This is a genomic window from Comamonas sp. DB36 (assembly GCF_057914905.1).
Genome location: NZ_CP196631.1, coordinates 3188378 through 3214724, shown reverse-complemented (window position 1 = coordinate 3214724; position 26347 = coordinate 3188378). Strand labels below are relative to the sequence as shown.

29 protein-coding genes are annotated in these 26347 nt (G+C 66.6%); 12 read left to right on the top strand and 17 right to left on the bottom strand.

Annotated elements, in window-relative coordinates; translation table 11 throughout:
- Positions 1-136: 136 nt before the first annotated feature.
- Positions 137-433 carry a 2Fe-2S iron-sulfur cluster-binding protein gene (locus ACSVDO_RS15125; RefSeq protein WP_489593164.1) on the bottom strand — a complete coding sequence of 99 codons (297 nt, stop codon included), beginning with the start codon at positions 431-433 and terminating at the stop codon, positions 137-139.
- A 606-nt stretch (positions 434-1039) separates the two neighbouring features.
- Here ACSVDO_RS15125 and gshA point away from each other — a divergent pair.
- Positions 1040-2569 carry a glutamate--cysteine ligase gene (gene gshA / locus ACSVDO_RS15120; protein WP_489593162.1) on the top strand — a complete coding sequence of 510 codons (1530 nt, stop codon included), beginning with the start codon at positions 1040-1042 and terminating at the stop codon, positions 2567-2569.
- Here the strand turns inward: gshA and ACSVDO_RS15115 are convergent.
- Together ACSVDO_RS15115 and ACSVDO_RS15110 are read right to left on the bottom strand one after the other, a co-directional pair.
- Positions 2566-2769, bottom strand: coding sequence for an oxidoreductase-like domain-containing protein (locus ACSVDO_RS15115; RefSeq protein ID WP_332549377.1), 204 nt, complete (start codon positions 2767-2769; stop codon positions 2566-2568). The genes gshA and ACSVDO_RS15115 overlap by 4 nt on opposite strands.
- A gap of 8 nt (positions 2770-2777) precedes the next feature.
- Complete coding sequence (locus tag ACSVDO_RS15110) at positions 2778-3071, bottom strand: hypothetical protein (protein WP_332537647.1); 294 nt, start codon at positions 3069-3071, stop codon at positions 2778-2780.
- 83 nt (positions 3072-3154) lie between these two features.
- Between ACSVDO_RS15110 and ylqF the strand changes: the two genes are divergently transcribed.
- Entirely contained in the window at positions 3155-4120 is a 966-nt protein-coding gene (gene ylqF / locus ACSVDO_RS15105) for a ribosome biogenesis GTPase YlqF (RefSeq protein WP_489593160.1), read from the top strand.
- A 152-nt stretch (positions 4121-4272) separates the two neighbouring features.
- On the opposite strand, the gene ACSVDO_RS15100 is transcribed toward ylqF, so the two are convergent.
- Together ACSVDO_RS15100 and ACSVDO_RS15095 are read right to left on the bottom strand one after the other, a co-directional pair.
- Positions 4273-5469, bottom strand: a complete 1197-nt coding sequence (locus ACSVDO_RS15100) for a M20 aminoacylase family protein (protein WP_489593158.1) — start codon at positions 5467-5469, stop codon at positions 4273-4275.
- Between the two features lie 129 nt (positions 5470-5598).
- Complete coding sequence (locus tag ACSVDO_RS15095; protein ID WP_332537676.1) at positions 5599-6144, bottom strand: MgtC/SapB family protein; 546 nt, start codon at positions 6142-6144, stop codon at positions 5599-5601.
- A gap of 207 nt (positions 6145-6351) precedes the next feature.
- Between ACSVDO_RS15095 and ACSVDO_RS15090 the strand changes: the two genes are divergently transcribed.
- Together ACSVDO_RS15090 and ACSVDO_RS15085 are read left to right on the top strand one after the other, a co-directional pair.
- Positions 6352-6795, top strand: a complete 444-nt coding sequence (locus ACSVDO_RS15090; protein WP_489593156.1) for a hypothetical protein — start codon at positions 6352-6354, stop codon at positions 6793-6795.
- A 62-nt stretch (positions 6796-6857) separates the two neighbouring features.
- Positions 6858-7808: a DHH family phosphoesterase gene (locus tag ACSVDO_RS15085; RefSeq protein WP_489593154.1), complete on the top strand. Its 951-nt coding sequence runs from the start codon at positions 6858-6860 to the stop codon at positions 7806-7808.
- Here ACSVDO_RS15085 and ACSVDO_RS15080 read toward each other — a convergent pair.
- A complete protein-coding gene (locus tag ACSVDO_RS15080; RefSeq protein WP_489593152.1) occupies positions 7747-8559 on the bottom strand; it encodes a pseudouridine synthase in 813 nt (270 codons plus the stop codon). The two genes, ACSVDO_RS15085 and ACSVDO_RS15080, sit on opposite strands and share 62 nt — an antisense overlap.
- A gap of 146 nt (positions 8560-8705) precedes the next feature.
- Here ACSVDO_RS15080 and rarD point away from each other — a divergent pair, with 146 nt between their 5' ends.
- Entirely contained in the window at positions 8706-9587 is an 882-nt protein-coding gene (gene rarD, locus ACSVDO_RS15075; protein ID WP_332537653.1) for an EamA family transporter RarD, read from the top strand.
- A gap of 4 nt (positions 9588-9591) precedes the next feature.
- Here rarD and ACSVDO_RS15070 read toward each other — a convergent pair whose 3' ends face one another.
- Positions 9592-10827, bottom strand: a complete 1236-nt coding sequence (locus ACSVDO_RS15070) for an MFS transporter (RefSeq protein ID WP_489593150.1) — start codon at positions 10825-10827, stop codon at positions 9592-9594.
- Between the two features lie 284 nt (positions 10828-11111).
- Here ACSVDO_RS15070 and ACSVDO_RS15065 point away from each other — a divergent pair, with 284 nt between their 5' ends.
- Positions 11112-11450 (top strand): MoaF-related domain-containing protein, encoded by a 339-nt coding sequence (locus ACSVDO_RS15065; protein ID WP_332537655.1) that lies wholly within the window; start codon positions 11112-11114, stop codon positions 11448-11450.
- 37 nt (positions 11451-11487) lie between these two features.
- Here ACSVDO_RS15065 and ACSVDO_RS15060 read toward each other — a convergent pair whose 3' ends face one another.
- Positions 11488-12318: a DUF4377 domain-containing protein gene (locus ACSVDO_RS15060; RefSeq protein WP_489593147.1), complete on the bottom strand. Its 831-nt coding sequence runs from the start codon at positions 12316-12318 to the stop codon at positions 11488-11490.
- Positions 12319-12604: 286 nt separating this feature from the next.
- On the opposite strand from ACSVDO_RS15060, the gene ACSVDO_RS15055 reads away from it, so the two are divergent.
- A complete protein-coding gene (locus ACSVDO_RS15055) occupies positions 12605-13156 on the top strand; it encodes a DUF2242 domain-containing protein (RefSeq protein ID WP_442881491.1) in 552 nt (183 codons plus the stop codon).
- 130 nt (positions 13157-13286) lie between these two features.
- Here the strand turns inward: ACSVDO_RS15055 and ACSVDO_RS15050 are convergent, their stop codons facing one another.
- From ACSVDO_RS15050 to ACSVDO_RS15040, 3 genes are all read right to left on the bottom strand, one after another.
- Entirely contained in the window at positions 13287-14141 is an 855-nt protein-coding gene (locus tag ACSVDO_RS15050; protein ID WP_489593145.1) for a peptidoglycan DD-metalloendopeptidase family protein, read from the bottom strand.
- Between the two features lie 41 nt (positions 14142-14182).
- Positions 14183-15115 carry a class I SAM-dependent methyltransferase gene (locus ACSVDO_RS15045; protein ID WP_489593144.1) on the bottom strand — a complete coding sequence of 311 codons (933 nt, stop codon included), beginning with the start codon at positions 15113-15115 and terminating at the stop codon, positions 14183-14185.
- Positions 15116-15187: 72 nt separating this feature from the next.
- The gene (locus ACSVDO_RS15040) at positions 15188-17002 is read right to left on the bottom strand and encodes a glutamine--tRNA ligase/YqeY domain fusion protein (protein WP_489593142.1); all 1815 of its coding nucleotides are present in this window, start codon (positions 17000-17002) and stop codon (positions 15188-15190) included.
- 192 nt (positions 17003-17194) lie between these two features.
- Between ACSVDO_RS15040 and ACSVDO_RS15035 the strand changes: the two genes are divergently transcribed.
- The 3 genes from ACSVDO_RS15035 (at position 17195) to ACSVDO_RS15025 (ending at position 18937) form a co-directional block, all read left to right on the top strand.
- Positions 17195-17584, top strand: a complete 390-nt coding sequence (locus tag ACSVDO_RS15035; protein ID WP_332549356.1) for a hypothetical protein — start codon at positions 17195-17197, stop codon at positions 17582-17584.
- Between the two features lie 61 nt (positions 17585-17645).
- Positions 17646-18089 (top strand): type II 3-dehydroquinate dehydratase, encoded by a 444-nt coding sequence (gene aroQ, locus ACSVDO_RS15030; RefSeq protein WP_332537661.1) that lies wholly within the window; start codon positions 17646-17648, stop codon positions 18087-18089.
- Entirely contained in the window at positions 18083-18937 is an 855-nt protein-coding gene (locus ACSVDO_RS15025; RefSeq protein WP_489593139.1) for an alpha/beta fold hydrolase, read from the top strand. The genes aroQ and ACSVDO_RS15025 overlap by 7 nt, the downstream gene beginning before the upstream one ends.
- Here the strand turns inward: ACSVDO_RS15025 and ACSVDO_RS15020 are convergent.
- The gene (locus tag ACSVDO_RS15020; protein ID WP_489593137.1) at positions 18934-21306 is read right to left on the bottom strand and encodes a metal-dependent hydrolase; all 2373 of its coding nucleotides are present in this window, start codon (positions 21304-21306) and stop codon (positions 18934-18936) included. The two genes, ACSVDO_RS15025 and ACSVDO_RS15020, sit on opposite strands and share 4 nt — an antisense overlap.
- 180 nt (positions 21307-21486) lie before the next feature.
- Between ACSVDO_RS15020 and arfB the strand changes: the two genes are divergently transcribed.
- Positions 21487-21888: an alternative ribosome rescue aminoacyl-tRNA hydrolase ArfB gene (gene arfB, locus ACSVDO_RS15015; protein WP_332537664.1), complete on the top strand. Its 402-nt coding sequence runs from the start codon at positions 21487-21489 to the stop codon at positions 21886-21888.
- An 85-nt stretch (positions 21889-21973) separates the two neighbouring features.
- Positions 21974-22627, top strand: a complete 654-nt coding sequence (locus tag ACSVDO_RS15010) for an alpha/beta hydrolase (RefSeq protein ID WP_332537678.1) — start codon at positions 21974-21976, stop codon at positions 22625-22627.
- Between the two features lie 3 nt (positions 22628-22630).
- Here ACSVDO_RS15010 and ACSVDO_RS15005 read toward each other — a convergent pair whose 3' ends face one another.
- From ACSVDO_RS15005 to ACSVDO_RS14985, 5 genes are all read right to left on the bottom strand, one after another.
- Positions 22631-23452, bottom strand: a complete 822-nt coding sequence (locus tag ACSVDO_RS15005) for a M90 family metallopeptidase (RefSeq protein ID WP_332537665.1) — start codon at positions 23450-23452, stop codon at positions 22631-22633.
- Positions 23449-24258, bottom strand: a complete 810-nt coding sequence (locus ACSVDO_RS15000) for a UDP-2,3-diacylglucosamine diphosphatase (protein ID WP_489593135.1) — start codon at positions 24256-24258, stop codon at positions 23449-23451. Before ACSVDO_RS15000 ends, ACSVDO_RS15005 begins: the two co-directional genes overlap by 4 nt.
- Positions 24259-24355: 97 nt before the next feature.
- On the bottom strand, positions 24356-24862 hold the full coding sequence (locus tag ACSVDO_RS14995) for a peptidylprolyl isomerase (RefSeq protein WP_489593133.1): 507 nt from the start codon (positions 24860-24862) through the stop codon (positions 24356-24358).
- Between the two features lie 86 nt (positions 24863-24948).
- Positions 24949-25533 (bottom strand): peptidylprolyl isomerase, encoded by a 585-nt coding sequence (locus ACSVDO_RS14990; protein WP_489593132.1) that lies wholly within the window; start codon positions 25531-25533, stop codon positions 24949-24951.
- A gap of 122 nt (positions 25534-25655) precedes the next feature.
- Positions 25656-26198, bottom strand: a complete 543-nt coding sequence (locus ACSVDO_RS14985) for a tetratricopeptide repeat protein (RefSeq protein WP_332537669.1) — start codon at positions 26196-26198, stop codon at positions 25656-25658.
- Positions 26199-26347: the final 149 nt, after the last annotated feature.

The following is a 26347-nucleotide window of genomic DNA, read 5'->3' as shown; positions in this document are numbered from 1 at the left end:
ACCGCAGGCAGTGCCCCCAAAGAACGATCGATGCGGCCTGGGCCGCTCCGGGGTCGGCAGCCGGATGGCAGCCAAACCCTCAAACCGGCATTTTAGTCCAGCCGCACGGCGCGCGTGCCGCGCATTCCCGGCTAAATCAGCGCGTAGGGTCTTGCAGCACGAGATCGCCCAGCGGATAGGCGACGCAGGGCAGCACGCAGCCTTCGGCCTTTTCGTCCTCGCTCAGTCCCGGCCATTCGATCTCGTAGCGCACGCTGCCCGACACCAGCGTGCCTATGCAGGTACGGCAGGTGCCGTTGCGGCAGGAGCTGGGCCAGTCGATGGAGCCTTGCTCGAGCGACTGCAGCAGTGGCTGGTCGGCCCAGGCGTCGCATTGCGCGCCGCTGGGCGTGAGTTTGGCGATGAAGAAATCTGGAGTGAAAGGGTTGCTCATGCGCGATGGGGCGGGGAGAAAAGAGGCAAGGATAGAGGGCGATTTCGCACACGGATGGCGCTGTGCAGTGCCTTATTTTTAGGCATTGTGGATAAATTCCAGAAAAATCAACAACTTGCGCGGCTATTACAGCGATTGCCAAAACTTATCCACATGATTGTCCAGTTTTGCCGGGCATAACTGCAACGGCGCCAAGGGTTAACCCTTGCTCGAATGCCGTTTGGCCTGGTTCTGCAGGCCAGCGGCCATGCATTGGTCATGCTGCCTGTTTTTTGAGCAGGCAGAGTGGGCCCCTTTTAAATCAATGACTTATGGCTGTTTAACGGCGAAAAACGAAAGTTGTGCACATGCTTGTCCAGCAAACCCGGTAACAACTTTGTACGCCGAGTGACAGCGTGCCTCATTTTTCGGCGCATGGACGCAAGCGGGCAACGAGCAATCCCAGCACAATCTGGGTTGGCGTGCGCGTCTGCGCCGGGGAGACAGGAAGCGCGCACGTGAATATCTGTAACCGCGCGACGCGACTGCAGGCATTTCTCTATTATCTCGGCGTCCGGGCCGGGCATGCTAAGTTCCGGCTCCCACCAGTTGTATCGGTACCCAATAATGAACAAATCGCAGGAGCTCTTGCCAGTCCCCACCTCCGACCGCCTCGCGCAGATCCGCCGCGGCATCGAGAAGGAAGGATTGCGCGCACTGCCTACGGGGGGGCTGGCGCTGACACCGCACCCGATAGCGCTGGGATCGGCACTGACGCATCCGAACATCACCACCGACTACAGCGAGTCGCAGATCGAGCTGATCACGGGCGCCCACCGCGGTGTGGACGAATGCCTCAATGAGCTGATCGAAGTCCACCAGCATGTCTACCACAGCCTCAAGCAGGCCGGCAACGAGATGCTGTGGGTGTCGAGCATGCCCTGCGGCCTGCCCACCGATGAAACCATTCCATTGGCGCGCTACGGTTCGTCGAATGCCGGACGCTCGAAAAGCGTCTACCGCATGGGACTGGGCCATCGCTACGGCCGGCGCATGCAGATGATTTCGGGCATCCACTACAACTGGTCTATGCCGGGCGTCGACAGCGACCAGTATTTCGCGCTGATCCGCAATTTTCGCCGTCACGCTTTCGTGCTGCTGTACCTGTTTGGCTCGTCGCCCGCACTTTGTTCGTGCTTTGTCGAAGGCCGCGAGCACAGCCTGAAGCGGCTCGATGCTAGCGGTCGCACCTTGCACCTGCCGCATGCGACTTCGCTGCGCATGGGCCGCCTGGGTTACCAGAGCGATGCGCAGGCGGCAATCAATGTGAGCTACAACGGCCTCGACGGCTATGCCAGGTCGCTGCACGAAGCGCTGACCCAGCCCTATCCGGCCTATGAGCAGCTGGGCATACGCAATCCGGGCGGCGACTACAACCAGCTGGGCACCAGCCTGCTGCAGATCGAGAACGAGTTCTACGGCACGATTCGCCCCAAGCGCACGGTGCGCAGCGGCGAGCGTCCGCTGCACGCGCTGCGCGAGCGCGGCGTCGAATATGTCGAAGTGCGGCTGATGGACCTCGACCCGTTCGAGCCCGTGGGCATAGCCCAAAGCACCATGCGCATGCTTGACGTGTTCCTGCTGCATTGTTTGCTCAGCGACAGCCCGCCCGACACGCCCACCGAAATCGCCGAACTCAAGCACAACCAGCATCTGGCCGCCGAGCGCGGGCGCGAGCCCGGCCTGCATCTGCAGCGCGGCGGCCGCGACGTGCTGCTGCGCGACTGGGCCGACGAAGTGCTGACCGCATGCGCGCCGCTGGCCGCCTCACTGGACCAGACCCACGGCACGACCGATTACAGCCAGGCGCTGGCCCAGGCCCAGGCCCGTGTTGCCGCGCCCGAGACCACGCCTTCGGCCCAGGTGCTGCGCACCATGGTCGAGCAGTACGACAGCAGCTTCCTTGATTTCACGCTCGCACAGTCGGAGCTGGCACGCGAGACGCTTCTGAACCTGCCCTGGACCGCAGAACAGCAGGCCAAGGCCGAGGCCCAGGCGGTCGAATCGATTGCGGCGCAGCGCGAGCGCGAAGCCGCCGATACGCTGCCGTTCGAAGAATGGCGCCAGCGCTATATGGCGCCGCAAGGTCTGGGCTAGGCTTGGTTCAACGCGGCCTGCGCGTCTTCGACCCAGAACGTGGCCGCGTCGTAGAAGCCTTCCCAGACGCAGCCGTTGCAGCCGCGGCCGCAGCAGCTCGTGGGTTGTACGGGCGTGGGCCGCAGCGCCACGCCGGCCGCCTCGGCCAAGGTCTGGTAGCGTGCAAAAGCCGCGCAGGCAGCCTGCAGCGCTGGGGCCATGGTCTCCATCAGCGCTTGTTCTTCTTGCGCTCGGCGGTGTAGGTGGTCCTGGTCTCCAGCATGGCTTCGGCCTGCAGCGTCTTGCGCCGGCGCACCAGACCCTGGATGACAAAGGCCGCGCCCAGCGCCAGCGCGAACCAGCCGACGATGTAGCCTTGGCGGAACAGATTGCTCAGGTCGCTGGCGCGCATGAAGAAGGGCGCGATCAGCACGACCAGGCCGATGATGGCGCAGGTCACGCCCTTGATCAGCAGGTCGTTGTTGGCCTTGTGCTGGGCGGGAATGGAGTTTGGTATGGACATGTAGCGACCGGTGCGTGAAAAAAGCAGAACCCGATTATCCTTGCGCCCCTTGTTAGCGACGAATCGTCAGAAAGTATTGCCCCATGGCCATTCAATGGTTTCCCGGTCACATGAATCTCACACGCAAGGCGATCGCCGAGCGCATCAAGGACATTGACGTGGTCATTGAAGTGCTGGACGCGCGCCTGCCGGGCTCCAGCGCCAACCCGCTGCTGCAGGAGCTCACGGGGCACAAGCCGCGGCTGAAGGTGCTCAACAAGCAGGATGTGGCCGACCCGGCGCGCACCGTGATGTGGCTCGACTGGTACAACGCCCAGGCCGAAACCCGCGCCGTCGCGCTCGATGCCTCCGAGCCCACGCCCACGCGCCGGCTGATCGAAGCCTGCCAGCTGCTGTCGCCCGGACGCGGCGGCATGGCCAAGCCGATGCGCGTGCTGATCTGCGGCGTGCCCAATGTCGGCAAGTCGACGCTGATCAACTCTATGAGCAACAAGGGCCAGGCCAAGACCGGCGATGAAGCCGGCGTGACCAAGCTCGAGCAGCGCATCGTGCTCGCCGACGATTTCTATCTGTGGGATACGCCGGGCATGCTGTGGCCGCGCATTGCCGTCGAGCAAAGCGGCTACAACCTGGCCGTGAGCGGCGCCGTAGGCCGCAATGCCTATGACGAGGAACTGGTCGCGCTTGAATTCCTGCGCTATGCGCAGCGCAACTACGCGGCCAATCTGCGCGAACGCTACAAGCTCACGCAGACCGATGGCGAGATTGCCGCGCTGCCCGACGACGAACTGCTGGAAGCGATAGGCCGCAAGCGCGGCGCGGTGATGACCGGCGGGCGCGTGAACGTGCAAAAAGCCGCCGAGATCGTGATCACCGATTTCCGCATCCACAACCTCGGGCGCATCACGCTGGAGACGCCGGCCGAATACGAGGAATGGTTCAACAAGGGCATGGAACTCGACGCGCTGCGCCAGGCCAAGAAGGACGCGCGCGCCAAGCCCAAGAAGACCGGCATCCGTAACCGCAAACCGGCCGCGCCCTCGGCCTGAGCTGCAGCCAGGCGCCTGATACGCTGGTCGACGTCAGTACTGGCCTATGTCATTGGAGTGACTGAGCTGGGGGCAGCGAGGAAGGGCCGCCCCGCACCGAGGCTGCCGTCCCCATCCACCGAAGGATGAGAGGGGGAAGCCGCGTGAGCGGCTCAGGGGGTGCTTGTGGTTTCAAACCAGCGGCGCGCCAGCAGATCCCAGAAGCGCGGGCCGCGGTCCAGGTTGTCGTCGTTGAAGTCGTAGGCCGGGTTGTGCAGGCCCACGCCGGCCTGGCCGTTGGGTCCGTTGCCTATCCATCCATAGGCGCCGGGAACGACTTCGAGCATGAAGCCGAAGTCTTCCGCCGTGAGCGCGGGCAGGATGTCGCCGTCGGCGTTCTCTTCACCGACGATTTCGCGCATCACGCTGGCCATGAAGCGGGCCTCGTGCGCGTGGTTGGTGGTGTTGGGGTAGCCGGGCTTGATGATGACTTCGGCCGTGCACAGGTGCGCCGCGGCCACATGCTCGCTGATGCGGTGCAGGCCCTCGATCATCGTCTTCTCGGTGCTGGTCTTGAGCGTGCGCACCGTGCCGTAGATCACCGCGTCGTCGGGAATGATGTTTTCCACCGTGCCCGAAGCGATCTGGCCCACGGTCACCACCGCGCTGTCGAGTGGGTCGGTGCTGCGCGACACCAGGGTCTGCAGCTGGCCCACGAGCGCGCAGGCGACGGGAATCGGGTCAATGGTGGTGTGGGGCATGGCCGCATGACCGCCCTTGCCGCTGATGCGGATCTCGAAGCGCAATGCCGAGGCCATGATGGGGCCCACGCGCACCGCCATCTTGCCCGCGGGCAGCAAGGGCCAGTTGTGCAGCGCGAACACCGCTTCGCAGGGGAACAGCGTGAACAGGCCGTCTTCCATCATTGCGCGCGCGCCCGCGCCGCCTTCTTCACCGGGCTGGAAAATCAGGTGCACCGAGCCGTCGAAGTCGGGTTGCTGGGCCAGCAGCGTGGCCGCGCCCAGCAGCATGGTGGTGTGGCCGTCGTGGCCGCAGGCATGCATGCGGCCAGGGTGGGTGCTGATATGGCCGAAGCCGTTGAGTTCCTGCACCGGCAGCGCATCCATGTCGGCGCGTATGCCTATGCTGCGGCCCGGGTTCTCGGCGCTGCGGCCCTTGCCATGGATGGTGGCGACCACGCCGGTCTGTCCCAGGCCGCGGTGCACGTTCAGGCCCAGGGCCTTCAGATAGGCCGCGACCTTGTCGCCCGTGCGGTGCTCTTCGTACTTGAGCTCGGGATGGGCGTGCAAGTCATGGCGAAAGCGCAGCAGCTGGCCAAGATGGGGAGTGATGTCGGGAGTCGTGTGCATACAGAAGACCGCAGCTGCACCGGGCAGGGATCGCCGGTGACTGCGGCAAATCAGAATCAATGGACCATTATCCGGCCGCGCCGCGTGCCAAGTCGTTTGCTGCGGCAATGGCACAGCGGTGTCGCGGTCTTAGGGTTCGTTTTCATTCCGCTGCCTGAGCTTTTCGGCGTTCTCATTGGCTGCGGCGCGCACCGCGGGAGCGAGCAGCGGCACCAGGCTCAGCACGCCAAACGCCAGCACGGTGCTGAGTACGGCCGTGACTTCCTCGCCTATGCCGGCGCCGGCGCCAATGGCGGCCGTCAGCCAGATGCCCGCGGCCGTGGTCAGGCCCTTGACCTGGTCCACGTCGTCGCCGTTGCGGTCGGTCTTGAGAATCGTGCCCGCGCCCAGAAAGCCCACGCCCGCAATCAGGCCCTGGAGCACGCGGCTCAGATCGGCCGCGTTGCCGCCCGCCTGCTGCGCGACCATGACGATCAGCGCCGCGCCCATGGACACCAGCATATGGGTGCGTATGCCGGCCGCCTTGCCATGGATTTCGCGCTGCCAGCCGAGCAGGCCGCCCAGCAATGCCGCAAGCGTCAGCCGCAGCACCACGCGTGTGAGCTGTTCGATATCGCTGACGTCCGCGAATTCGGAAGCGACGGTGCGTCCGACAATGTTCCACCAGTTGTCCATCAAGTTGTCCTCGGGATCGTTTTGCGCAGCGGTCGCTGCCCCAGCGACGACTGTGCGTCATGGCGCTGACGCGCAGGGGCAGCGCAGACCGGCATCGCATGTGCGCGCAGGCCTACGCGCGGCGCATGCGCATGTCGCTGCATTTGCCTATAGCCAAGACGCAGACCTTGTGGTTTAGTGGTGGTTCCTGATGCCGAGGAGATGACCATGACCCCGTTCTCTCTGGATTCCAGCATGACCTCCATGGGGGGTGTTTTCTACCCCACCGGCCATGTGTTTGCCATGGTGCCCACCGATGATGTCGCGCATGCCGCGTCCGAGGCACTGCATGCGCTGGGCTATGCGGGCGCGGTGCGCCATGCGACGCCCGAGGCCATATTGACCGACATCGTGCCCACGCTGGGCCTGGAGGAAAACGAACTGCAGTCGGCGGGCCTGGAAGGCGAAATCGTGCAGCGCATAGGCGCGCTGGCGCACCAGGGCCAGCATGGCCTGCTGGTGGCGCTGGGCAACGATGATGCGCATGAAGTGGCCGAGGTGCTCAATGCCTATGGCGCGACCGCCGCCTTCCACTACCGCGAACTGGTGATCGAGGAACTGGTGACCGACCAGGACGATGACGACTATCCCGAAGACGAGGACGAGGATTGACGGTGCTGGCGCCGGTCATTGCCCAGCATCCAAATCCCAGACGCGCGACAATCGGCGCCAATATGAAAACCATTTTGCCCTTGCAGCTGCTGGTCGGCCCGGCCAAGAACGACCCCCGTCCCCTGATCCTCTACCACGGCCGCCGTTGTCCCGATGGCTACGGCGCGGCACTAGCCGCCTGGCTGTTCTATGAAGGCCAGGCCGAATTCCGTGGTCTCGACCATGGCGAGATCAACAGCGCCGACGAACTGGGTGATCTCGCGGGACGCGCGGTCTATGTGCTCGATTTCGCTTTCGGCCCCGAACTGCTGGCCGAGATCGAGTCGCGCGTCGCCAAGCTGGTGCTGCTGGACCACCACAAGAGCGCAGCCGAGAAGCTGCACGGCTATTCGTGCCGCTGCGGCGTGGTGCACTTCGACATGCACAAGTCGGGCGCGCGCCTGGCCTGGGAGTTCTTCCATTCCGAAAAGCCCGTGCCCGCGCTGATCCGCTGCATCGAAGACCGCGACATCTGGACCTGGCAATACCCCGAGAGCCCGGCGTTCCTGGCCGCGCTCGATATGGAGCCACGCACCTTCGAGCGCTGGGCCGAGATCGCGGCGTTCACGCCCGCGCAGGAAATCGCCTTCATGGCGCGCGGCGATGCGATGGATGAAAAATTCCAGAAGCTCTGCGCCGACATTGCCGAAGGCGCGCAGCCCGTGGTCTTCAACGGCGTCGCCGGCCTGATGGTCAATGCGCCCGGAATGTTCCACAGCCAGGTCGGCGACCTGCTGGCCAAGCAAAGCGGCACCTTTGCGCTGATGTGGAATGCCAGCACCAGCGGCGTCAAGGTCGGTCTGCGTTCGCGCTCGGAGTTCAACTGCATTCCCATGGCCGAATCCATGGGCGGCGGCGGCCATGCCCAGGCCTGCGGCTTCAAGATGCCGATTGCGCGTCTGGGCGAGCTGCTCAGCGGGGCATTTGTGGCCCAGCCTGAGCCGGTCGAGCTGCATCCGCAGGCGGCTGAGTAACCCAGCCCGGCAAGGCCATCAGGGCCTGCCAGTCGCGCACATCCGCGACCTGCGGCGCAAGCGCGGCCCAGTCCGCGTGCAAATGCAGCATCTCCCCGCTGACCGGGTGCGGCAGGCTCAGCGACTGCGCATGCAGCCATAGCCGCTGCTGGCCCAGGCGCTCGGCCCACCAGCGGTTGAGCGGGCCCTTGCCATGCGTGGCGTCGCCAATGATGGGATGCGCCACATGCTTGAGGTGGCGGCGTATCTGGTGGCGCCGGCCCGTGAGCGGCAAGGCCTCGACCAGCGACAGCCGCGTGCCCGCGTGGCGCGGGTCATAGGCTTCGGGCCAGTTCAGCCGCGCCAGGCAGCGCAGCCTGGTCTGCGCCGATTGCACCGGGGCATCCGCCGGCGCGTCATCGGGCTTGAGCGCATGGTCGACGTCGATTTCGCCGGGCAACCAGCCGCGCACCAGCGCCAGATAGCGCTTGTGCGTCTGCTGGTTTTCAAACGCCTGGCCCAGCGCGCGCGCGGCATCGGCGTGCAGCGCCATCACCAGCACGCCGCAGGTGCCCTTGTCGAGGCGGTGCACGGGAAACACCCGCTGGCCTATCTGGTCGCGCAGCGTCTGCATCACGAAACGCGTTTCGTGCGCATCGAGGCCGGTGCGGTGCACCAGCCAGCCCGCGGGCTTGTAGACCGCGATCAGATGTTCGTCGCGCCAGAGCACATGCAGGGCGGGGGCGGGGTCGTGGGGCGGCAGTTCGGGCAAGGCGCGGGGCCTGAGAAAAAAGGCGGGGCGGGTGCGCACTGTACGCCAGCGCGGCGTGCACCATTGCGGTGCGTGCGCGCTGCGGTCACAATCCAGGGTTTTCCCGGGACGGGATTGTCGCGGTGCGCCGCATTGGAGAGGTTGGAATGCTCAAAGGCATTGTCGCGTCGGTGCTCGCATCGGTGTTGTTCGGCGCGATTTATTCGTTCTCTCCGTGGCTGGCGCCGCTCGACGGCGAACAGATCTTCGGCTGGCGCGTGCTGCTGACGCTGCCGTTCACGACGCTCATGCTGCTGCTGCTGGGGGAGACCGCGCTGCTGGCGGCTGTCTGGCGGCGCGTGCGCGCGCGCCCCGCGCTGGCGCTGGCGCTGCTCGCGAGCGCGGCGATGCTGGGCGTGCAGCTGTGGCTGTTCATGTGGGCGCCGCTGCACGGCCGCGCGCTGCCGGTGTCGCTGGGCTATTTCCTGCTGCCGCTGACGATGGTGCTGGTCGGACGCGTGTTCTATGGCGAGCGGCTGTCACGCGCCCAGGCCCTGGCGACGCTGCTCGCGGCGCTGGGCGTGGCGCACGAGCTGTGGCTGGCGGGCGGAATGTCCTGGGAGACCTGGCTGGTGGCGCTGGGCTATCCCGTGTACTTCGCGCTGCGCCGGCGGCTGGACATTCCGGGAATCGTCGGCCATTGGCTGGACATGGCCCTGCTGGTGCCGGCCGCGCTGTGGTTCATGGGCCGCGCGCCTTCGAGCTGGGCGCTGCTGCCCGACCATCCCGCGCTGTGGGCGCTGCTGCCGCTGCTGGGCGTGGTCAGCGCCGTGGCGCTGGCGCTCTACATGGCCGCCAGCCGCTGGCTGCCGCTGGGGCTGTTCGGGCTGCTGTCGTATGTCGAGCCCGTGCTGCTGGTGCTGGTCGCGCTGCTGCTGGGCGAAAGCCTGCAGCCCGGCCAGTGGCCGACCTATGCACTGGTGTTTGCCGCAATTGCCGTGCTGTTGGCCGAAGGCGTGGTGCAGCTGCTGCGCCAGCGCCGGCGCTGATTCTTCAGGCCTGCTGTTCGGGCGCGCCCGAAATGCGCGCCGCGTCCTCGAGCCGGTCCACATCGCGCAGCGGCTTGAACCAGGCCATCCAGCCGCCGACCACGGCCAGCGTGCACAGGCTGCCGGCAATTGCCGCGGGCACCGCGCCCAGCAGGGCCGCGCTGCTGCCCGCGCGGAACTCGCCGAGTTCATTCGACGAGCCTATAAACAGCATGTTGACCGCGTTCACGCGCCCGCGCATGGTGTCGGGCGTGGAGAACTGCACCAGCGCCGAGCGGATGTAGACGCTGACCATGTCGGCCGCGCCGGCCAGCATCAGCGCGGCGATCGACAGCCAGAACCAGGTCGACAGCGCGAACACCAGATTGGCCAGGCCGAACAGCGCGACGGCGGCGAACATCACGCGGCCCACATGGCGGCGTATCGGGCGGGCGCTGAGCCACAGCCCGGTCGCGACTTCGCCTATCGCCATGGCGCTGCGCAGCATGCCCAGGCCTTCGGGGCCGACCTTGAGCACTTCGTGCGCGTAGATGGGCAGCAGTGCGATCACGCCGCCCAGCAGCACCGCAAACAGGTCCAGCGAGATCGTGCCCAGGATGATGGGGCGGCTGCGGATGAACTGTATGCCGTCGCCGAAACGCTGCCACATGCGCCCGGCCAGCGCGGTGCGCGGCATGGCATGCAGCACGGGAACGCGCGCCAGCATCAGCACCGCGAGCACCAGCGCGGCCATGGCGCAGCCGTAGGTCAGCTCGCCGCCGCCCAGCGCATAGAGCACGCCGCCGAGCACCGGCGCGGCAATCGAGGCGGTGCGCATCAGCATGCTGTTGGTCGCCAGCGCCTGGGCAAGATGTTCGCGCGCGACGATCTGTGGCAGCAGGCTTTGCATGGCCGGTCCGGTGAACGCGCGGCTGCAGCCGAACAGCACCAGCACCGCATAGATCCAGTGGACGTTGGTCGTGTGCTGGGCGGAAAGCCAGAACAGCAGGCCGGCGCACAGCGCGGCGACGCTCCAGCTCGCGCCCAGGATGCGCTTGCGGCTCATGCGGTCGCTCAGGTCGCCCGCGGGAATCAAGAGCAGCAGCATCGGCAGAAACTGCGCCAGTCCCACATAGGCCAGCGACAGCGGGTCGCGCGTCAGGTCATAGACCTGCCAGGCCACGACCACGGCCTGCATCTGCTGGGCAAACACGCCCAGCAGGCGGGCAGTGAGAAAAGGAAGAAAACCAGGCTGGCGCAAGGCGCCAGAAGCGGAAAGGGAAAAGGGAGAAGCCAAAGCGCGGACCTGTCTGGAAAGGGGCGAGGGCCATGAAAAGGCGGCCCCGGCACGCGCCGAGATTGTGCGCCAAAGCCGCGCGCGCTGCTCGGCGCCGCGCGCCAGCGCGTGCATCATTGCCGAGGATGCAAATTGGATGACTAGGGGACGAGGTCTATTCCCACATTTTTTCTGCAGTTTTGCATCCAACAATCTCAACCAGTGCCTGCCCAGTGAGTGGTTTATTCAACCAGCAAAGGAACCGCGCCATGTCGTTGCTCAACACCAGTTCCCTCCTGGGACGCGAGGCCGTCATCGACTTTCCGGACAGCCAGGCCCTGGTTCATTATTCGCCCCAGGGGCTGCTTTTCTGGAAGGTCACTGACTGCAAAGGCGGCACGTCCGAAGGCCGCGAACGCCTGAGCTATCTGCAGCTCAGCGACACCTTGCACTTTCTCAACTGGATAGAAAAAAGCGGCTTCACCGTGAGCCAGGTGGTCGACACCGCCCGGGGCACGGTCAAGGCTTTCTGGTCCTATACCGACGAAAACACCAACGGCGTGCAGCGCGCGTCGATGTTCGTCGACGGACAGTTCCGCTTCCGCTGAACGCGCGCCCCCGCTGGGGCTGCGCCTGCGCTTTGGCTCAGCGCACGATTTCCGACTCCACAGTCATGTCGAGCACATAGGCAAAGGCCGGGGCATCGGCGGGCGGGTTGGCCACGGGGTAGCGCTGGATGCGCAGCACATTGCGCACGCCGGGCTGGTGGGTGTAGCCCTGGATCTCGCCGTACCAGTTTTCCCAGGGGCCGGTGTGCGTCTTCAGGCCCTGGCCGTCGTATTCGATCTTGCGCACCTGCAGGCACTGGTAGTTGGGAATCAGCGGGTGGCTGCAGGCGACGCGCTGCGGCGCGACTTCCAGAAACATGCGCTCGCCCGCGCTGCCGTAGCGCGTGGCGTCGGTGGGCTTGCCTTCGAGCACCCATTGGCCGCCGTCCGAGAACACCAGCGTCAGTATCGGTGCGGGCGTGGCGCCGGCCTCGGCCGGCGCTGTGGCGATGCGCCATTGGCTGGCCTGGGGCAGTCTTTGACCGACCTGCTGCTCGAGCACCATGGCCGCGGAGTCGGGGCAGGCCATCAGCGTGCCGCGCACGGGACCGATATGCAGCGCATTGCCCTGCAGGCTGTAGCCTGCCGACAGCGCATTGCACAGTCTGCCCACCGAGACCTGGTTCTGCGCAAAGTTCAGCACCACCGTGCGGGACGTGGCAGGTGGCGCGGCGTTGTTGGCCGCGGCTGCAGCGGGCGGCAGGGTCCAGCCCGCCTGCGGCTGGCCCTGGTCGTTGCGCACTTCGCGCAATTGCCAATGGTAGGCCTCTAGCGTGGCGGCATCCGCACTGGTTTCAGGAGTGGCAGTCTGCGAAGTCGCGCAGGCCGTGAGGCCGGCCGACAAGGCCAGGATCCCAAAAAATCGCATGAAGTTTCCTTTCGGTGCCAGCGGAGCTGGCTGAAAAATTGCAACAGTTGGCAGCATGCCCGGTTCCAGTGAGGTCCTCACGTAGTTGGGTCAAGGCAGTGCTTGTCGGACGTTTGCGCAAGAGTGTGTGCGGGCTGGCGACTTCTGCGGAAGTCCCCGCTTCTGTAACCTGCGGACCAACAGTGATGCGATCAGTGTGCTATAAAATTTGAGAGCATTTTCGCGGTCGGACGAAGTCGTCTGTAACCGATTGAACAAGGAGCGCCTGGTGGTGAAGCAGAAACGGATGGACGGATGGCGGCGCAGCCTCTTGCCGCTGGCATGGCTGGCGCTGGCCGCAAGCCTGACCGCCTGCGCCAGCGAACCGATGAAGCGCGTGCGCTCGCAGGAGGATTTCTCCTCGACCGCCACCTACTCACGGCTGTTCGATGCCACCCCCGCACAGACCTGCGAAGCCGCGCGCCGGGCATTGCTGAGCCAGGGCTACATGATCAACAACGCGCGCGCCGATCTGGTCGAGGGGCAAAAGAGTTTCCAGCCCGAGCCCGAGGTGCATCTGCAGATGCTGATACGCGTGGTCTGCGTGCCCGAAAGCGCCGATCACGGCGTGAGCCTGGGCTTCGTCACCGCGCTGCAGGACCGCTATGCGCTGAAGAAAAGCGCGAACTCCGCGAGCCTGGGCGTGGGCGCGCTGGGCTCGGTGTCGCTGCCGTTCGCGGCCAGCAACGACTCCATGGTCAAGGTCGGCAGCGAGACCATTGCGGTCGACGCGTTCTACGAGAACTTCTTCGATCTGGTCAAGCGCTTCCTGCAATCGGAAGCGTTGCCTGAAGAATAAGGCGCCTAGAAGCGGCTGATACGACCCCGCAAATCGAGGATCTGCGGTTGAGGCGCGGCCGGCGAGGCGCGGCCGGCCAGGCGCGGCCGGCGAGGCGTTGCAGCGACGCCTCAAGGGTTGTGTCGGCCGCTTACGCCGGCACGAACAGCGCCGGGTCCACCATGGTCTGATTGAGCATCACGCCCCAGTGCAGGTGCGGGCCGGTCACGCGCCCGGTCGCGCCTACTGCGGCAAATGCATCGCCCGTGGCGAGCACATCGCCGAGCTTGGCGTCCGTTCGACTCAGGTGGCAGTACATGCTCAGCAGGCCCGCGCCATGGTCGAGCCAGACCGTGCCGCCATTAAAGAAATAATCCCCCACATCGACCACCTTGCCCGGCAGCGGTGCGACGACCGGCGTTCCCGTGGCCGCGGCGATGTCCATGCCGCTGTGCGGGTTGCGCGACTGACCGTTGAACACGCGGCGCAGGCCAAAGGAACTCGAGCGCCTCCCGGGCACGGGCACGCGCATGCGCAGGTCTTCGCTGCGCTGCGCGGTGAACAGCGCCATCACCTGCTGCTGGTGCGCGCGCTCGCGCTCATGGCGCGCGAGGTCTTCGGGCGCGAGGTCCACGGTCTTGGGCGATACCTTGAGGTGCTGCTCCTGATAGCGTTTGTCGCGCACGCGGTACTCGAGGCTTTGCAGGCCTTCACCGGCATCGACCTGCACGCGGTGCACGCCCGGCGTGGCCGACAGTGGAATGCCCACGATGGCGGTCCATTCGATCATGTCGCCCGCGACCAGCACCGGAAAATCGCCGGCCTTGACCTTGGGCCGCTGGGCCGCGGGCCCGAGCGACAGGCGCGCCACACCGCCGGGAACGCGCGATTCGTGGGGCCAGATGTCGAATTTGGCGGGAGCTGCAAAAGCCGCGGGGCTGGCCAGCGCGCACAGCGTGGCTTGCAATGCCATTCGGCGCGACAGATGGGAAGTATTCAGGTGCATGGCGCCATTGTGCCGCCGTCCCAAGGCCGGTTTCGTAGGTCTCAGCCGGGTGCGCGGTAGACCAGCACCTTGAGCGAGCGCTCGGGCGAGACATCGGCGAACACCGCGGGGTTGGCCACGCGCCCGGCGAATGCGAGTTCGGGCGCGAGTTCCTGCATCTGGCTTTGCAGGAAGTCCTGGCCCAGCTCGGGCGCGTTGAGGCACAGCAGCGCGTGGCCGCCGGGGCGCAGCAGCTCGGGCAGGCGGCGCATCAGCTTGGCGTAGTCCTTGGTCGCGACAAAGCTGCCTTTCTGGTAGCTCGGCGGGTCGACGACGACCAGATGGTAGGGGCCGCCGCGCGTGATCTTGCCCCAGGTCTTGAAGATATCGTGGGCGAGAAAGCTCGCGCCGTCGCTGATCTCGTTGAGCTGGTGGTTCTGCTGGCCTATGGCCAGCGCGCCGCTGCTCATGTCGAGATTGAGCACCTGCCGGGCGCCGGCCTGGCGCGCGACGACCGAGAACGCGCAGGTATAGGCAAACAGGTTGAGGACCTTGAGCCCGCGCTCCCGTTCGGGGTGGGCCGCCAGATGCTCGTGCACCCAGCGCCGGCCTTCGGCCATGTCCAGAAACAGGCCGTGGTTCTGGCCCTTGAGCACATGCACGCGGTAGCGCGTGCCGTTCTCGGTGACAACATGCGGCTCGGGCACGCTGCCGGCCATGAGCCGCGTATCGCTGCGGCCTTCGTGGCGGCACTGGAACACCCAGTTGAGCGGCGCGCCGGCGCCTATCTGCTGCCAGCGCTGCTCCAGCGCCGCGCCTATGGCCGCGAGTTCCTCTTCAGGCACCGGCTTGAAGCTGGTCAGCAGCAGCACGGGCGCATAGGCATCGAGCGCCCATTGTTCGCAGCCCGGATGCAGGCCGCCGCGGCCATGGAAGATGCGCCGGGCATCGGTGGGCAGTTCCATCGTGGCGATGGCGTGGAGCAGGGCTTGCATGGGGTCCTGGGATGTGCGGAGGAGATGAAAAAGGCTGCCAGCGGCAGCCTTTGCGTGCGTCGGATGCCGGGCTTACTTGCCCCAGCTGTCTTTCAGCCCGGTGATCTTGTTGAAGACCGGCTTGCCGGGCGCGTGGTCCTGGCGGTCGGTGACGAAGTAGCCGTGGCGCTCGAACTGGAAGCGCGTGTCGGGTGCGGCGCTGGCCAGCGAAGGCTCGACAAATGCGGTCACGACCTTGAGGCTGTCGGGGTTGAGCAGCGCGAGGAAGTCCTTGCCGCCGGCGTCGGGCTGGGCGTCGGTGAACAGGCGGTCGTAGATGCGCACTTCGGCGGAAACGCCATCGGCCACGCCCACCCAGGTGATCGCCGCCTTGACCTTGACGCTGTCGGCGCCGGGCGTGCCGCTCTTGGTGTCGGGCACGACCTGGGCCAGCACTTCGGTGATCTCGCCGGCGGCGTTCTTGTTGCAGCCCGTGCATTCGATCACATAGCCGCCCTTGAGGCGCACCTTGTTGCTGGGGAACAGGCGCTTGTAGCCCTTGACCGGCACTTCCTGGAAGTCTTCGCGTTCAATCCAGACTTCGCGGCCTATGGTGAAGTGGCGCAGCGCGGGTTCCTGGCCTTCGGGCGGGTGGGGCAGCGCGGGCAGCGTGCAGGGCTCGAGGTGACCCGCGCCCATGACCTCATCCCAGTTCTCCAGCACCAGCTTGACCGGGTCGAGCACGGCCATGCCGCGGTGGGCCTGGTTCTCGAGATCTTCGCGCAGGCAGCCTTCGAGCGTCGCGTAATCGATCCAGCTGTAGTCCTTGGTCACGCCAATGCGCTCGCAGAACGTCTGCAGGCTTTGCGGCGTGTAGCCGCGCCGGCGCAGGCCGACCACGGTGGGCATGCGCGGATCGTCCCAGCCCTGCACGATGCCGTTGTCGACCAGATGCTTGAGCTTGCGCTTGCTGGTGATGACGTAGGTCAGATTCAGGCGCGCGAATTCATACTGGCGCGGCTGGGGCGCGGCGATCAGGCCGCCGGTGACCAGCTGGTCGAGCAGCCAGTCGTAGAACGGGCGCTGGTCTTCGAATTCAAGCGTGCAGATCGAATGCGTGATGTGTTCCAGCGCGTCTTCGATCGGGTGGGCGAAGGTGTACATCGGGTAGATGCACCACTTGTTGCCGGTGTTGTGGTGTTCGGCATGGCGCACGCGGTAGATGGCCGGGTCGCGCAGGTTGATGTTGGCCGCGGCCATGTCGATCTTGGCGCGCAGCACGGCCGCGCCGTCGGCCAGCTGGCCGTCGCGCATGGCGCGAAAGCGCTCGAGATTTTCCGCCGGCGTGCGATCGCGGAACGGGCTGTTGGTGCCCGGCCGGGTGAAGTCGCCGCGGTTGGCGCGCATTTCCTCGGCCGTCTGTTCATCGACATAGGCCAGGCCCTGCTCGACCAGGTATTCGGCCGCGCGGTACATGAAGTCGAAATAGTCGCTGGCCTGGTAGGGCGCGGCCGTTCCGGGCGCCTCGCCGGCCTGGGCCCAGTCGAAGCCCAGCCAACGCACGGCATCCATGATGCTGTCGACGTATTCCTGGTCTTCCTTTTCCGGGTTGGTGTCGTCGAAGCGCAGATGGCAGACACCGCCGTAGTCGCGTGCCAGGCCGAAGTTCAGGCAGATGCTCTTGGCGTGGCCGATGTGCAGATAGCCGTTGGGTTCGGGCGGAAAGCGCGTGCGGATCTTGGCCGGATCGGGCTCGCCGGCCGCATGGTGCGCGGCATCGCCAGGGCTTCCGCCCCAGCGGCGCTGGGCATGTGCACCGCGGGCCAGGTCGGCCTCGATGATCTGGCGCAGGAAGTTACTCGGCTTGACCGGTTCTGGGAGGGTGTTGGTGGCGTCGGAAGAACTCATCCCGGCATTTTAGGCGCGGGGGGCGGCAGAGGTGTTCTTACGAACGGAAACTTGTTCGTCGCGAATAGAAACAATTTAGACGCAGTTTCAGGCCATCCTATTCCCATGGTCGCGCGTTAAGTACTTCAAGCGGTGCTTTTTGCGCTGCGGCAGGCCGATCCCCGGCGCGCCGATTCGAACAAGGAGTTCCAGATGACAACAACAAGCCTTTCGCTGAAATCGTGGCGAGCGCGGGTCGCCGGTGCCGCACTGGCGTTCGTCGCCCTGGCTGGCGCGGGCGCCGCCCAGGCGCGCGATGTGGTCTGGTCGGTGGGCGTGCAGTCGCCGGGCATTTCCGTCGGCGTTGCCAATGCGCCGCCGGTCTATGTCGCTTCCGGCCCCGTCTATTACGCGCCGCCACCACCGGTGTATTACGCGCCGCGCCCGGTGTACCAGGCCGCTCCGGTCTATGTCGTGCCTTCGCACCGCGGCTATTACGGCCGTCCCTACTACCGCGACCACCCGCGTCATTACGACAAGCACCGCGGCCATGGCCACCGCCACCACGATCGCCGCGAGATGCATCGCCACGGTCATCGCTGAGCGCTCGCCAGGCACAGGCTGGGCCACGCATAATCCGGCGGTCTGACGTCCGGAGTGTTGTGTGAAAACTGTCTATGTCCTGAACGGCCCCAATCTCAATCTGCTGGGCTCGCGCGAGCCGACCATCTACGGGTCGGCGACGCTGGCCGATGTCAAGGTCCTGTGCGAACAGGCCTGCGCGCGCCATGGCCTGGCGCTGGCTTTCCACCAGAGCAACCATGAAGGCCAGCTGGTCGACTGGATCCACGAAGCCGGCCGCCTGCATGGCCAGGGCCAGCTCGCGGGCCTGATCTTCAATGCCGCGGCCTATACGCACACCAGCGTGGCGCTGCTCGATGCCGTCAAGGGCACGGGCGTGCCGCTGGTCGAGCTGCACATCAGCAATGTGCATGCGCGCGAAAGCTTTCGCCACCATTCCTACCTGTCGGCCGCGGCGCGCGCCGTGATGTGCGGCTTCGGCGTGGCCGGCTACGGCCTGGCGATCGACGCCGTCGCGCAATGGTGAGCGCGCCCATCGATGCGCTGCAGGCGCAGGCGCGGCGCGTGGCCACGCCCATAACCGGGGGCGGCCAGATTGTCTGGCATGTCTGGGGCGAGGGCGGGGGCGGCGTGCCGCTGGTGCTGCTGCATGGCGGCAGCGGCAGCTGGACCCACTGGCTGCGCAACATCGAAGCCCTGGTGGCCGCGGGCCGCGAAGTCTGGGCACCGGATCTGCCGGGTTTTGGTGACTCTGACGGCGTGCCCGAAGGGCAGGATGTCGACACCATGCTCGCGCCTTTGGAGCAGGGGCTGCGGCAGCTGCTGGGCCCGCGCAGCTTTGATCTGGTGGGCTTTTCCTTTGGTGGAATGACGGCCGGCATGCTGGCCGCGGCCTTCCCCCAAGGCGTGCGCCAGCTGGTGGTGGTGGGCGCGCCCGCCATGTGGATGAGCAGCGGCAAGGCCGTGCGACTGCTGGGCTGGCGCCATCTGGCCAGCGAAAGCGCGCGCGAACAGGCCCATCGCCACAACCTGCAGGCCTTGATGCTGCACGACCCGGCGCGCATCGATGCCGACACGCTGGCGCTGCATGTGCAGAACGTGCTGCGCGACCGCCTGCCGCGTCGGCGCCTGTCGCAGACCGATGTACTGGCCCAGGCGCTGGGTCGGGTTGCATGCCCGGTGCATGCCATCTATGGCCGCCACGACGTGCTCTACAGCGGCCGGCATGCGGCGCTCGAGCAGGCGTTCGTGGCCGCAACGCCGCGTTTCGCCGGGATGCACTGGGTCGACGATGCCGGTCATTGGGTGCAATACGAGCAGCCCGCGCGCTTCGATGCACTGCTGCTGTCATGTCTTGCGGCGGGCGGGCGCTAGGGCGTGTGCATCGCGGCCGCGTGCACCGCGCGGCCCGCGGCCAGCGGGTCGCCGGTGCGGTTGAAAGTGTCCACCCATAGGTGGTAGCTGGGCATCTGGGCTTCGTCCCAGGGATGGAAGCCGGGTTTGAAATAGCGCAGCCAGGCTCCCAGGTCGCGCGTGAAGATGCCGCGCGGGCCGTAGGCCCACCAAAGGCCCGGGCCCAGCAGGCGCAGACGCTGCCACAGCGAGAAGCCGTCGGACCTGAGCATCAGCATCAGGTACAGCAGCACCTGCACGTTGAAGCTCAGGGTGCTTTCCAGCAAAGCCGCACAGCGGCGCAGGTAGCCCACGCGCGCCACCTGCTGCATCACGTCGAAGGCCACGGCGCGGTGCTCGAGCTCCTCCATGGCATGCCAGCTGTACAGCGCATGCAGGCGTGGATCGGCGGCGTCAAGCGCGCCGCGGCGCGCGAACAGGCCGCGCGCCATGATGGCCGTCAGATGCTCGCAGGCCGCGGTCGCCGCCAGCGTGTGCTTCCTGGGCAGGAAGCGGCGCATGAAGCCGAACAGGAAACGGCGCGTATAGCCTTCGAGCCGGTCCACATCGACGCCCTGGGCCCTGAGCCGCTCGTTGAACTGGCTGTGCAGCATGCCGTGCTGGCCTTCCTGGCGGATGAAAGCCTGGATGTCCTGGCGCAGGCGCGGATCGGTGACCGCATCGCGGAAGTCGCGCACGCAGCTGATGAAATAGCGTTCGCCTTCGGGAAACATGATCGACATGGCGTCGAAGAAACGCGTTCGGAACGGCTGGCCGTCTAGCCAGAAGCGCGGGATGTCGCCCTGCAGGCCGAAATCCAGCCGTTCGCGCGCGGTGATGGAATGGTCTGATGTCATGGGAAGCTCCTCGGGAGGTGCCGTGGCCTGGCCGAAGTGCAGGCAGGGATGGGTCAGCGGGCCGTGGCGCAGCGTCTTGACATCGCGCCGGTAGTCCATGGGCAGGGCCCAGGGCGGACGCAGGCCCTGGCGCGGCAGGCGCGGCGAGGCGCGTCGCACATAGCCCGAAGCCAGGTCGAGCAGGGCGCGCGTGGGCATGCCGGGCGTGGGCAGCTCGGCGCGGCAGATGGCCTGGCGATGGCGGTCCATGTGCGTCAGCAGGCGGCAGAAGTGTTCGCATACCAGGCCGATCTTCAGGGTCCAGGACGCGTTGGTGTAGCCGATCGCATAGGCCAGATTGGGCACGCCGTCCAGCAGCATTCCGCGGAACACCACCTTGCGCGCGAGATCGACATCCGTGCCATCGACACACAGCCGCATGCCGCCCAGCAGCTGCAGGTTCAGTCCCGTGGCGGTGACGACGATGTCGGCCGCGAGCTCTGCGCCCGATTGCAGCCGCAGGCCCTGCGCCGTGAAATGCGCGATGCGGTCGGTGACGACCGTGGCCCGGCCCGCGGCGATCGTCTGGAACAGATCACCGTCGGGCGCGATGCACAGGCGCTGGTCCCAGGGCGCATAAGGCGGATTGAAATGCAGCTCGACGGGGTAGCCGCGCGGCAGCGCGCGCCGGTTGTTGGCGCGTATCAGCCGGCGCGCGACGCGCGGATGGTGCCGGCACAGGCGCCAGAGCGCGCGCCCCAGCGCAATGTTCCTCTGTCGCAGCAGGCCGTGCGCCCAGCGCGGGGGCAGCAGTCGCTGCAGCAGGCCGGCCACGGGGTCGGCCGAGCGCAGGCCCAGCACATAGCCAGGCGTGCGCTGCAGCAGCGTGACATGCGCGGCTCTGTCGGCCAGCGCGGGCACCAGGCTCACCGCGGTCGCACCGCTGCCTATAACTAGCACGCGCCGCCCGCTCCAGTCGAGCTGCGCAGGCCAGTGCTGGGGGTGGACCACCGTTCCCTGGAATTGCGCCAGGCCCGGCAGTTCGGGGGTGTAGCCGCGGTCATGGCGATAGTAGCCGGCCGCGCAGAAGATCCAGCGGCAGGAAAGCTGCCGGCGTGTGCCGGTGTCGGCGCGCTCGACCTCCACCGTCCACAGCGCGGTCGCGCTGCACCATGCAGCCGCAACCACGCGCTGCTGCAGCCGCACCCGGCGGTCCACGCCGTTCTCTGCCGCGGCTTCGCGCAGATAGGCCAGGATCTGCGCGGCGCTGGCCATTGCCGGGGCGCGGCCCCAGGGCTTGAACGCATAGCCCAAGGTATGCAGGTCGGAGTCCGAACGCGCGCCGGGGTAGCGGAACAGGTCCCAGGTGCCGCCTGTGGCGGCGCGCGCTTCAAGAATGGCGTACGAGCGCGCCGGATGGCTCTTTTGCAGGTAATACGCCGCCGCCAGCCCCGACAGGCCGGCGCCGATGATCAATACGTCCAGATGCTCCATGGCTGCGCTCGGGTCGGGCATATGCTGCCTCCAACGCGAAGATAAGGCCCATGGTGGCGACAAATTCCGGCGCTGACAAGGTTGCGGCGGCGGCGTCGCGCGTTTGCATCAATGGGGCGGCTGTGCCGTTTGTGCCACCGGCGACAAGGGAAAAGCGCGGGCCGGCTTCTGAATGGCCGGCTACGCGGTCAAAATGGCGGCATGTCTCTCACTGTCTGCATGGATGAAGTCCAGCTGAGCGCCATCCGCGCCCAGGGCGCGGGCGGCCAGAATGTCAACAAGGTGTCCAGTGCGGTGCACCTGCGCTTCGACGTGCGCGCTTCATCGCTGCCCGAGCCGGTCAAGGAGCGGCTGCTGGCGCTGAGCGACCAGCGGCTCACGGCGGACGGGGTGGTGGTCATCAAGGCCCAGCAGTTCCGCAGCCAGGACATGAACCGCGCCGACGCACTGGCGCGCCTGCAGGCCTTGGTCGATTCGGTGGCGCATGCACCGCGCGTGCGCCGCGCGACCCGGCCCACCATGGCGTCCAAGCGCCGGCGCCTTGAAGGCAAGAGCGTGCGCTCGGCCACCAAGGCCTTGCGCGGCAAGCCGAATCCGGACTGAGCCTGAGGCATGATCGGGCACGCGTTGCGCCTGCCGCGCTGCGCACTATTGAATCCGCTGATGGAAAAGGAATGCCATGACCCGTTTGACCAATCTGCCGCTAGAGTTCCTGCAGCGTGAACCCGCAGCGCCAGGCGCCGAGCCCTGGCTGCTGGTGCTGATGCATGGCGTAGGCAGCAACGAGCAGGATTTGTTCGGTCTCGCGGCCTATGTGCCCGCGCATTTCCATGTGCTGAGCCTGCGCGCGCCTTACCCTATGGGAGTGCAGGCCCATGCCTGGTTCCAGTTCACCGTGGACACCAACGGCACGCGCCACATCAATGTCGCGCAGGAGCGCGCCGCGCGCGAACAGCTAGAGCGCACCGTGGCGCAGGCGCAAAACGAACTGGGCATTGCGCCCGAGCGCACGGTGCTGGGCGGCTTCAGCCAGGGCGGCATCATGGCGCTGTCGACGCTGCTGACCCGGCCGGCGACGCTGCGCGCGGCCATGGTCTGGCACAGCCGGCTGCTGCCCGAAGTGCGTTCGCTGCAGGCGCCGGCCGAGCAGTTTGCCGGCAAGTCGCTGTGGATCAGCCACGGCACCTACGACAATGTGATTCCGCTGACCAGTGCCCACGCCATGCGCGACCACGTGCAGGCGCTGCCGCTGGCGCTCGAATACCGCGAGTACGCGAGCGCGCATGAAATCCGCCCCGATGAATTGCAGGCCAGCATGGCCTGGCTGGACGGCCTGCGCTGAGGGTCAGCCCTTGCGCCCGGGCTCGAAGAACGCCGCGAGCTGCGGCGCCAGCGTGGGGAATTCCTGCGCAAACTGCGCCCGATTGACGAAATAGGCTTCGCAGGCCACGGCAAAGAACTCGGGCGGGGCCGTGGCGCCATAGCTGTCGAGCCAGGGCTGGGCGCCGCCGAAGCGCTCGGCGATGATCACCTGTTCGCGAAACTTCTCATAGGCCGGCTCCCAGGCCGCATGCCACAGCGCGCGCGCCGCGCGCGTGCTGGCGCTGCCCATGAAGCCCGGGGGCAAGGGCGGGCAGCCGTCGGCCGCGCCGTTGCGCATGTCGATCTTGTGCGCGAATTCGTGGATCACCACGCTCGTGCCTTCGGCCATGCTGTGGCGGCTGTCGTCCACGGCCTGCCAGCTGAGCATCACCGGTCCGCCTTCCATGGCTTCACCCAGCAGCACTTCGTCGTAGTAGTGGACCACGCCGGCTTCGTCCACGGACTCGCGCCGCGCCACGGCTTCGCCCGGGTGCACCACGATGCCGACGAAATCGTCATACCAGGTCAGCGCTTCGCGCGGCGTGCCCCAGTGCAGCAGCGGCAGGCAGGCCTGGGCCGCGATCTGCACCGCCATGGCATCGGTCACTTCCAGGCCGTGCGCGCCATGGAACTGCTTGCGCTGCAGGAACAGCGCGGCCAGCGCGCGCAGCTTGGCCTGGTCGGCCAGGGCCAGGGCCTGCAGGAACGGATAGGCCTGGATGGCCGAGAGCCACAGGCCGGCGTCTATCTCGGGCACGGGGGCCAGACGGCTTTGGATCTGGTTCCAGAAGCGGCGCAGGCTCATGCGGCGGGACAGGGCCAGGGCAGGCGCTGCAGGCCTTGGAGGCGATCGAGCCGCAGCACTTGGGCACGCGCCGGTGTGGCATCCAGGTCCCAGTCGCTGAGCACGATGCGCCGCATTCCCGGCGCCAGTTCATGGTCGGCGGGTCTATGGGTATGGCCGTGGATCAGCGTGGTCGCGCGCGCGGCCTGCAGCCAGTCGAGGCTCGCTTGCCGGTCCAGCTCCGCATAGACCATGGCCGCGCGCTGGTGCGAATGGCTCTGGTCGCGCATGCCGCGCGCCTGGGCGCGACGAGCCTCTATCGGCTGGCGCAGGAACGCGTCCTGCCAGGCGGCGGTGCGCGCCATGGCGCGAAAGCGCTGGTAGTCGGTGTCGTCCAGGCACAGCGCGTCGCCATGGCTCAGCAGATAACGCTGGCCGGCGAATTCGAACGCGGTCGGGTCGCTGAGCCAGGTGCAGCCGCTGCGCTTGGCAAAGGCCGGGCCCGTGAGAAAGTCGCGGTTGCCCTGCATGAAGAACAAGGCCTTGTGCCGCGCGATCGCGCGCATGCGTTCGCAGCAGCGCGCTTCGAAGCTCTGCGCGTCGTCCAGCACATCGTCGCCTATCCAGACCTCAAACAGGTCGCCGAGCATGAACACCGCGTCGGCGGTGGTGTGCGTCAGGTAGTCGAGCCAGGCCGCGACGGTGCGTGGCTCGCCGGCCTGCAGATGCAGGTCGGAAATGAATTCAATGCGCTGCCATTCGGTGGGCACCGGCAGCTCGAAGGCGGCGGGAACCGAAGGCAGGGCGGGGGCATCAGGATGCGGCATGCGCGGCTTTCTGAGGGGCCCCGGAGAACTGCCCGCGCAGCAGGCGGCGCAGCACCGGGCGGCGCTGGCTTGCGTACGCGGGCAATGGTCGCGCCATTTACAGGGCCACGGCCTTTTCAATCACAACGTCGGTCTGCGGCACGTCGTCATGGAAGCCCTTGCGGCCGGTCTTCACGCCCTTGATCGCGTCGACGATTTCCGTGCCCTTGACCACCTTGCCGAACACGGCATAGCCCCAGCCTTGCGCGCTGGGAGCGGTGTGGTTCAGGAAGCCGTTGTCGGCGACGTTGATGAAGAACTGTGCCGATGCCGAGTGCGGGTCGCTGGTGCGTGCCATCGCCAGGGTGTACTTGGTGTTCTTCAGGCCGTTCTTGGCTTCGTTCTCGATGGGCGCATCGGTGTCCTTTTGCGTCATGCCGGGCTCGAAACCGCCGCCCTGGACCATGAAGCCAGGAATCACACGGTGGAAGATCGTGTTGTTGTAGTGGCCCTTGTTCACATAGGACAGGAAGTTTTCGGTCGACTTGGGGGCCTTTTCGGCGTCGAGTTCGATGGTCACCACGCCGTGGCCGGTGATGTGCAGTTCAACTTGTGGGTTGCTCATGGGAATTCCTTTGGAGATGGGGTGAAAAAAGGGGTGGCAGCGTGGCCTCAGCCGGCCGCGCCTCAGCCGGCCGCTACCGACGAACTTCAGGGCAGCACGCGCGCCGAGACAATCGTGACTGCCGTCGTGGGCACATTCTGGTGCATGCCGCGATTGCCCGTGGGCACAGCGCGGATTTTGTCGACCACGTCGGAGCCGCGCACGACCTTGCCGAACACCGCGTAACCGTGGCCGTCGGGCTGGGGTGCATTGAGCGAGGCATTGTTGGCGACGTTGATGAAGAACTGGGCCGTGGCCGAGTTCGGATCGCCGGTGCGCGCCATGGCGACGGTGTACTTGTCGTTCTTCAGGCCGTTGCGCGCTTCCAGCGGGATGGGCGCCAGCGTGGGCTTTTGCTGCATGTCCGCGGTGAAGCCACCGCCCTGGATCATGAAGCCGTCCATCACGCGGTGGAACACCGTGCCGTCGTAATGCTTGCTGTTGACGTACTGCAGGAAGTTGGCAACGGTCTTGGGTGCCTTGGCGGCATCGAGTTCGAGCACGATCGCGCCCAGCGAGGTCTTGAGCTCGACCTGGGGCGAAGTCTGGGCGGCAGCGCCGGTGGCCGCAAACAGGCCGGCGGACAGCGCCAGGCCGGCCAGGGTGAAAGTGGTTTTTCTGCGGGAAATCATGCGTGACTCCTGGATTGGAATGGCTGTGGGAAGGCCTGCGGCGGCGAAAGTGACCGCCGGTCGCTCGGATCGGGGTAACAGGTGCGGCCGAAACGGCCAGGACCAAGGGCCTGGGCCCCGGCTTATTTCTTCGCCGCGGGGGCTGCGGGCTGCAGCATGCTGCGCAGCTGGGTCAGCTTGGGGCGCAGGTTGGTTGCGGCGCGCGGGTCGAGGTCCTGCGAGCGCAGGTATGACTGGTAGGCCAGGCGCGCATAGATGTCGCCCAGGTTCTCGTGCGCGACCGCATAGGTCGGGTTGTTGCGCACTGCGGCCTCGAGCGCGCCCTTGGCCTTGTCGAGATCGCCGTCGGCGGCGTAGATCACCGCGAGGTTGTTGTAAGGCTCGGCCAGTTCGGGATATTCCTCGATCAGCAGCGTGAACGTCGCGATCGCATCGGCCTTCTGGCCGGCATCGGTCTGGGCCACGCCCTTGAGGAAGCGCATCTGCGGGTCGCGCGCGTTGCTTGCGAGGTAGCTGTCGGCGCGGGCGATGGCGCCCGCAGCATTGCCGGCGCGCAGCAACTGGTTCACTTCGGCGTAGTCATCGGCATGGGCGGCGCCTGCGGTGAGCACGGTGGCCAGGGTCAACAGGCGCAGGGTGCGGGAGAGGGCGTTGCGTGCAGGCATGTAGGTGCTTTCGGTGCGGGCAGGGACGGGCCTGCGGCGCGGGCTTATACTTCGATCAATTGTAGCTGAGGGGTGTCAGCCCGCATGGACCCTGGTGCCCCCTTTCCGGGTGCCCCTGTGCCAGGCGCACACTTCTTGCTACATGGGAC

Coding starts and splice junctions, on each gene's coding strand:
- ACSVDO_RS15125 (WP_489593164.1), bottom strand. CDS start 433: ATGAGCAACCCTTTCACTCCAGATTTCTTCATCGCCAAACTCACGCCC.
- gshA (WP_489593162.1), top strand. CDS start 1,040: ATGAACAAATCGCAGGAGCTCTTGCCAGTCCCCACCTCCGACCGCCTC.
- ACSVDO_RS15115 (WP_332549377.1), bottom strand. CDS start 2,769: ATGGCCCCAGCGCTGCAGGCTGCCTGCGCGGCTTTTGCACGCTACCAG.
- ACSVDO_RS15110 (WP_332537647.1), bottom strand. CDS start 3,071: ATGTCCATACCAAACTCCATTCCCGCCCAGCACAAGGCCAACAACGAC.
- ylqF (WP_489593160.1), top strand. CDS start 3,155: ATGGCCATTCAATGGTTTCCCGGTCACATGAATCTCACACGCAAGGCG.
- ACSVDO_RS15100 (WP_489593158.1), bottom strand. CDS start 5,469: ATGCACACGACTCCCGACATCACTCCCCATCTTGGCCAGCTGCTGCGC.
- ACSVDO_RS15095 (WP_332537676.1), bottom strand. CDS start 6,144: ATGGACAACTGGTGGAACATTGTCGGACGCACCGTCGCTTCCGAATTC.
- ACSVDO_RS15090 (WP_489593156.1), top strand. CDS start 6,352: ATGACCCCGTTCTCTCTGGATTCCAGCATGACCTCCATGGGGGGTGTT.
- ACSVDO_RS15085 (WP_489593154.1), top strand. CDS start 6,858: ATGAAAACCATTTTGCCCTTGCAGCTGCTGGTCGGCCCGGCCAAGAAC.
- rarD (WP_332537653.1), top strand. CDS start 8,706: ATGCTCAAAGGCATTGTCGCGTCGGTGCTCGCATCGGTGTTGTTCGGC.
- ACSVDO_RS15065 (WP_332537655.1), top strand. CDS start 11,112: ATGTCGTTGCTCAACACCAGTTCCCTCCTGGGACGCGAGGCCGTCATC.
- ACSVDO_RS15060 (WP_489593147.1), bottom strand. CDS start 12,318: ATGCGATTTTTTGGGATCCTGGCCTTGTCGGCCGGCCTCACGGCCTGC.
- ACSVDO_RS15055 (WP_442881491.1), top strand. CDS start 12,605: ATGGACGGATGGCGGCGCAGCCTCTTGCCGCTGGCATGGCTGGCGCTG.
- ACSVDO_RS15050 (WP_489593145.1), bottom strand. CDS start 14,141: ATGCACCTGAATACTTCCCATCTGTCGCGCCGAATGGCATTGCAAGCC.
- ACSVDO_RS15045 (WP_489593144.1), bottom strand. CDS start 15,115: ATGCAAGCCCTGCTCCACGCCATCGCCACGATGGAACTGCCCACCGAT.
- ACSVDO_RS15040 (WP_489593142.1), bottom strand. CDS start 17,002: ATGAGTTCTTCCGACGCCACCAACACCCTCCCAGAACCGGTCAAGCCG.
- ACSVDO_RS15035 (WP_332549356.1), top strand. CDS start 17,195: ATGACAACAACAAGCCTTTCGCTGAAATCGTGGCGAGCGCGGGTCGCC.
- ACSVDO_RS15025 (WP_489593139.1), top strand. CDS start 18,083: ATGGTGAGCGCGCCCATCGATGCGCTGCAGGCGCAGGCGCGGCGCGTG.
- ACSVDO_RS15020 (WP_489593137.1), bottom strand. CDS start 21,306: ATGCCCGACCCGAGCGCAGCCATGGAGCATCTGGACGTATTGATCATC.
- arfB (WP_332537664.1), top strand. CDS start 21,487: ATGTCTCTCACTGTCTGCATGGATGAAGTCCAGCTGAGCGCCATCCGC.
- ACSVDO_RS15005 (WP_332537665.1), bottom strand. CDS start 23,452: ATGAGCCTGCGCCGCTTCTGGAACCAGATCCAAAGCCGTCTGGCCCCC.
- ACSVDO_RS15000 (WP_489593135.1), bottom strand. CDS start 24,258: ATGCCGCATCCTGATGCCCCCGCCCTGCCTTCGGTTCCCGCCGCCTTC.
- ACSVDO_RS14995 (WP_489593133.1), bottom strand. CDS start 24,862: ATGAGCAACCCACAAGTTGAACTGCACATCACCGGCCACGGCGTGGTG.
- ACSVDO_RS14990 (WP_489593132.1), bottom strand. CDS start 25,533: ATGATTTCCCGCAGAAAAACCACTTTCACCCTGGCCGGCCTGGCGCTG.
- ACSVDO_RS14985 (WP_332537669.1), bottom strand. CDS start 26,198: ATGCCTGCACGCAACGCCCTCTCCCGCACCCTGCGCCTGTTGACCCTG.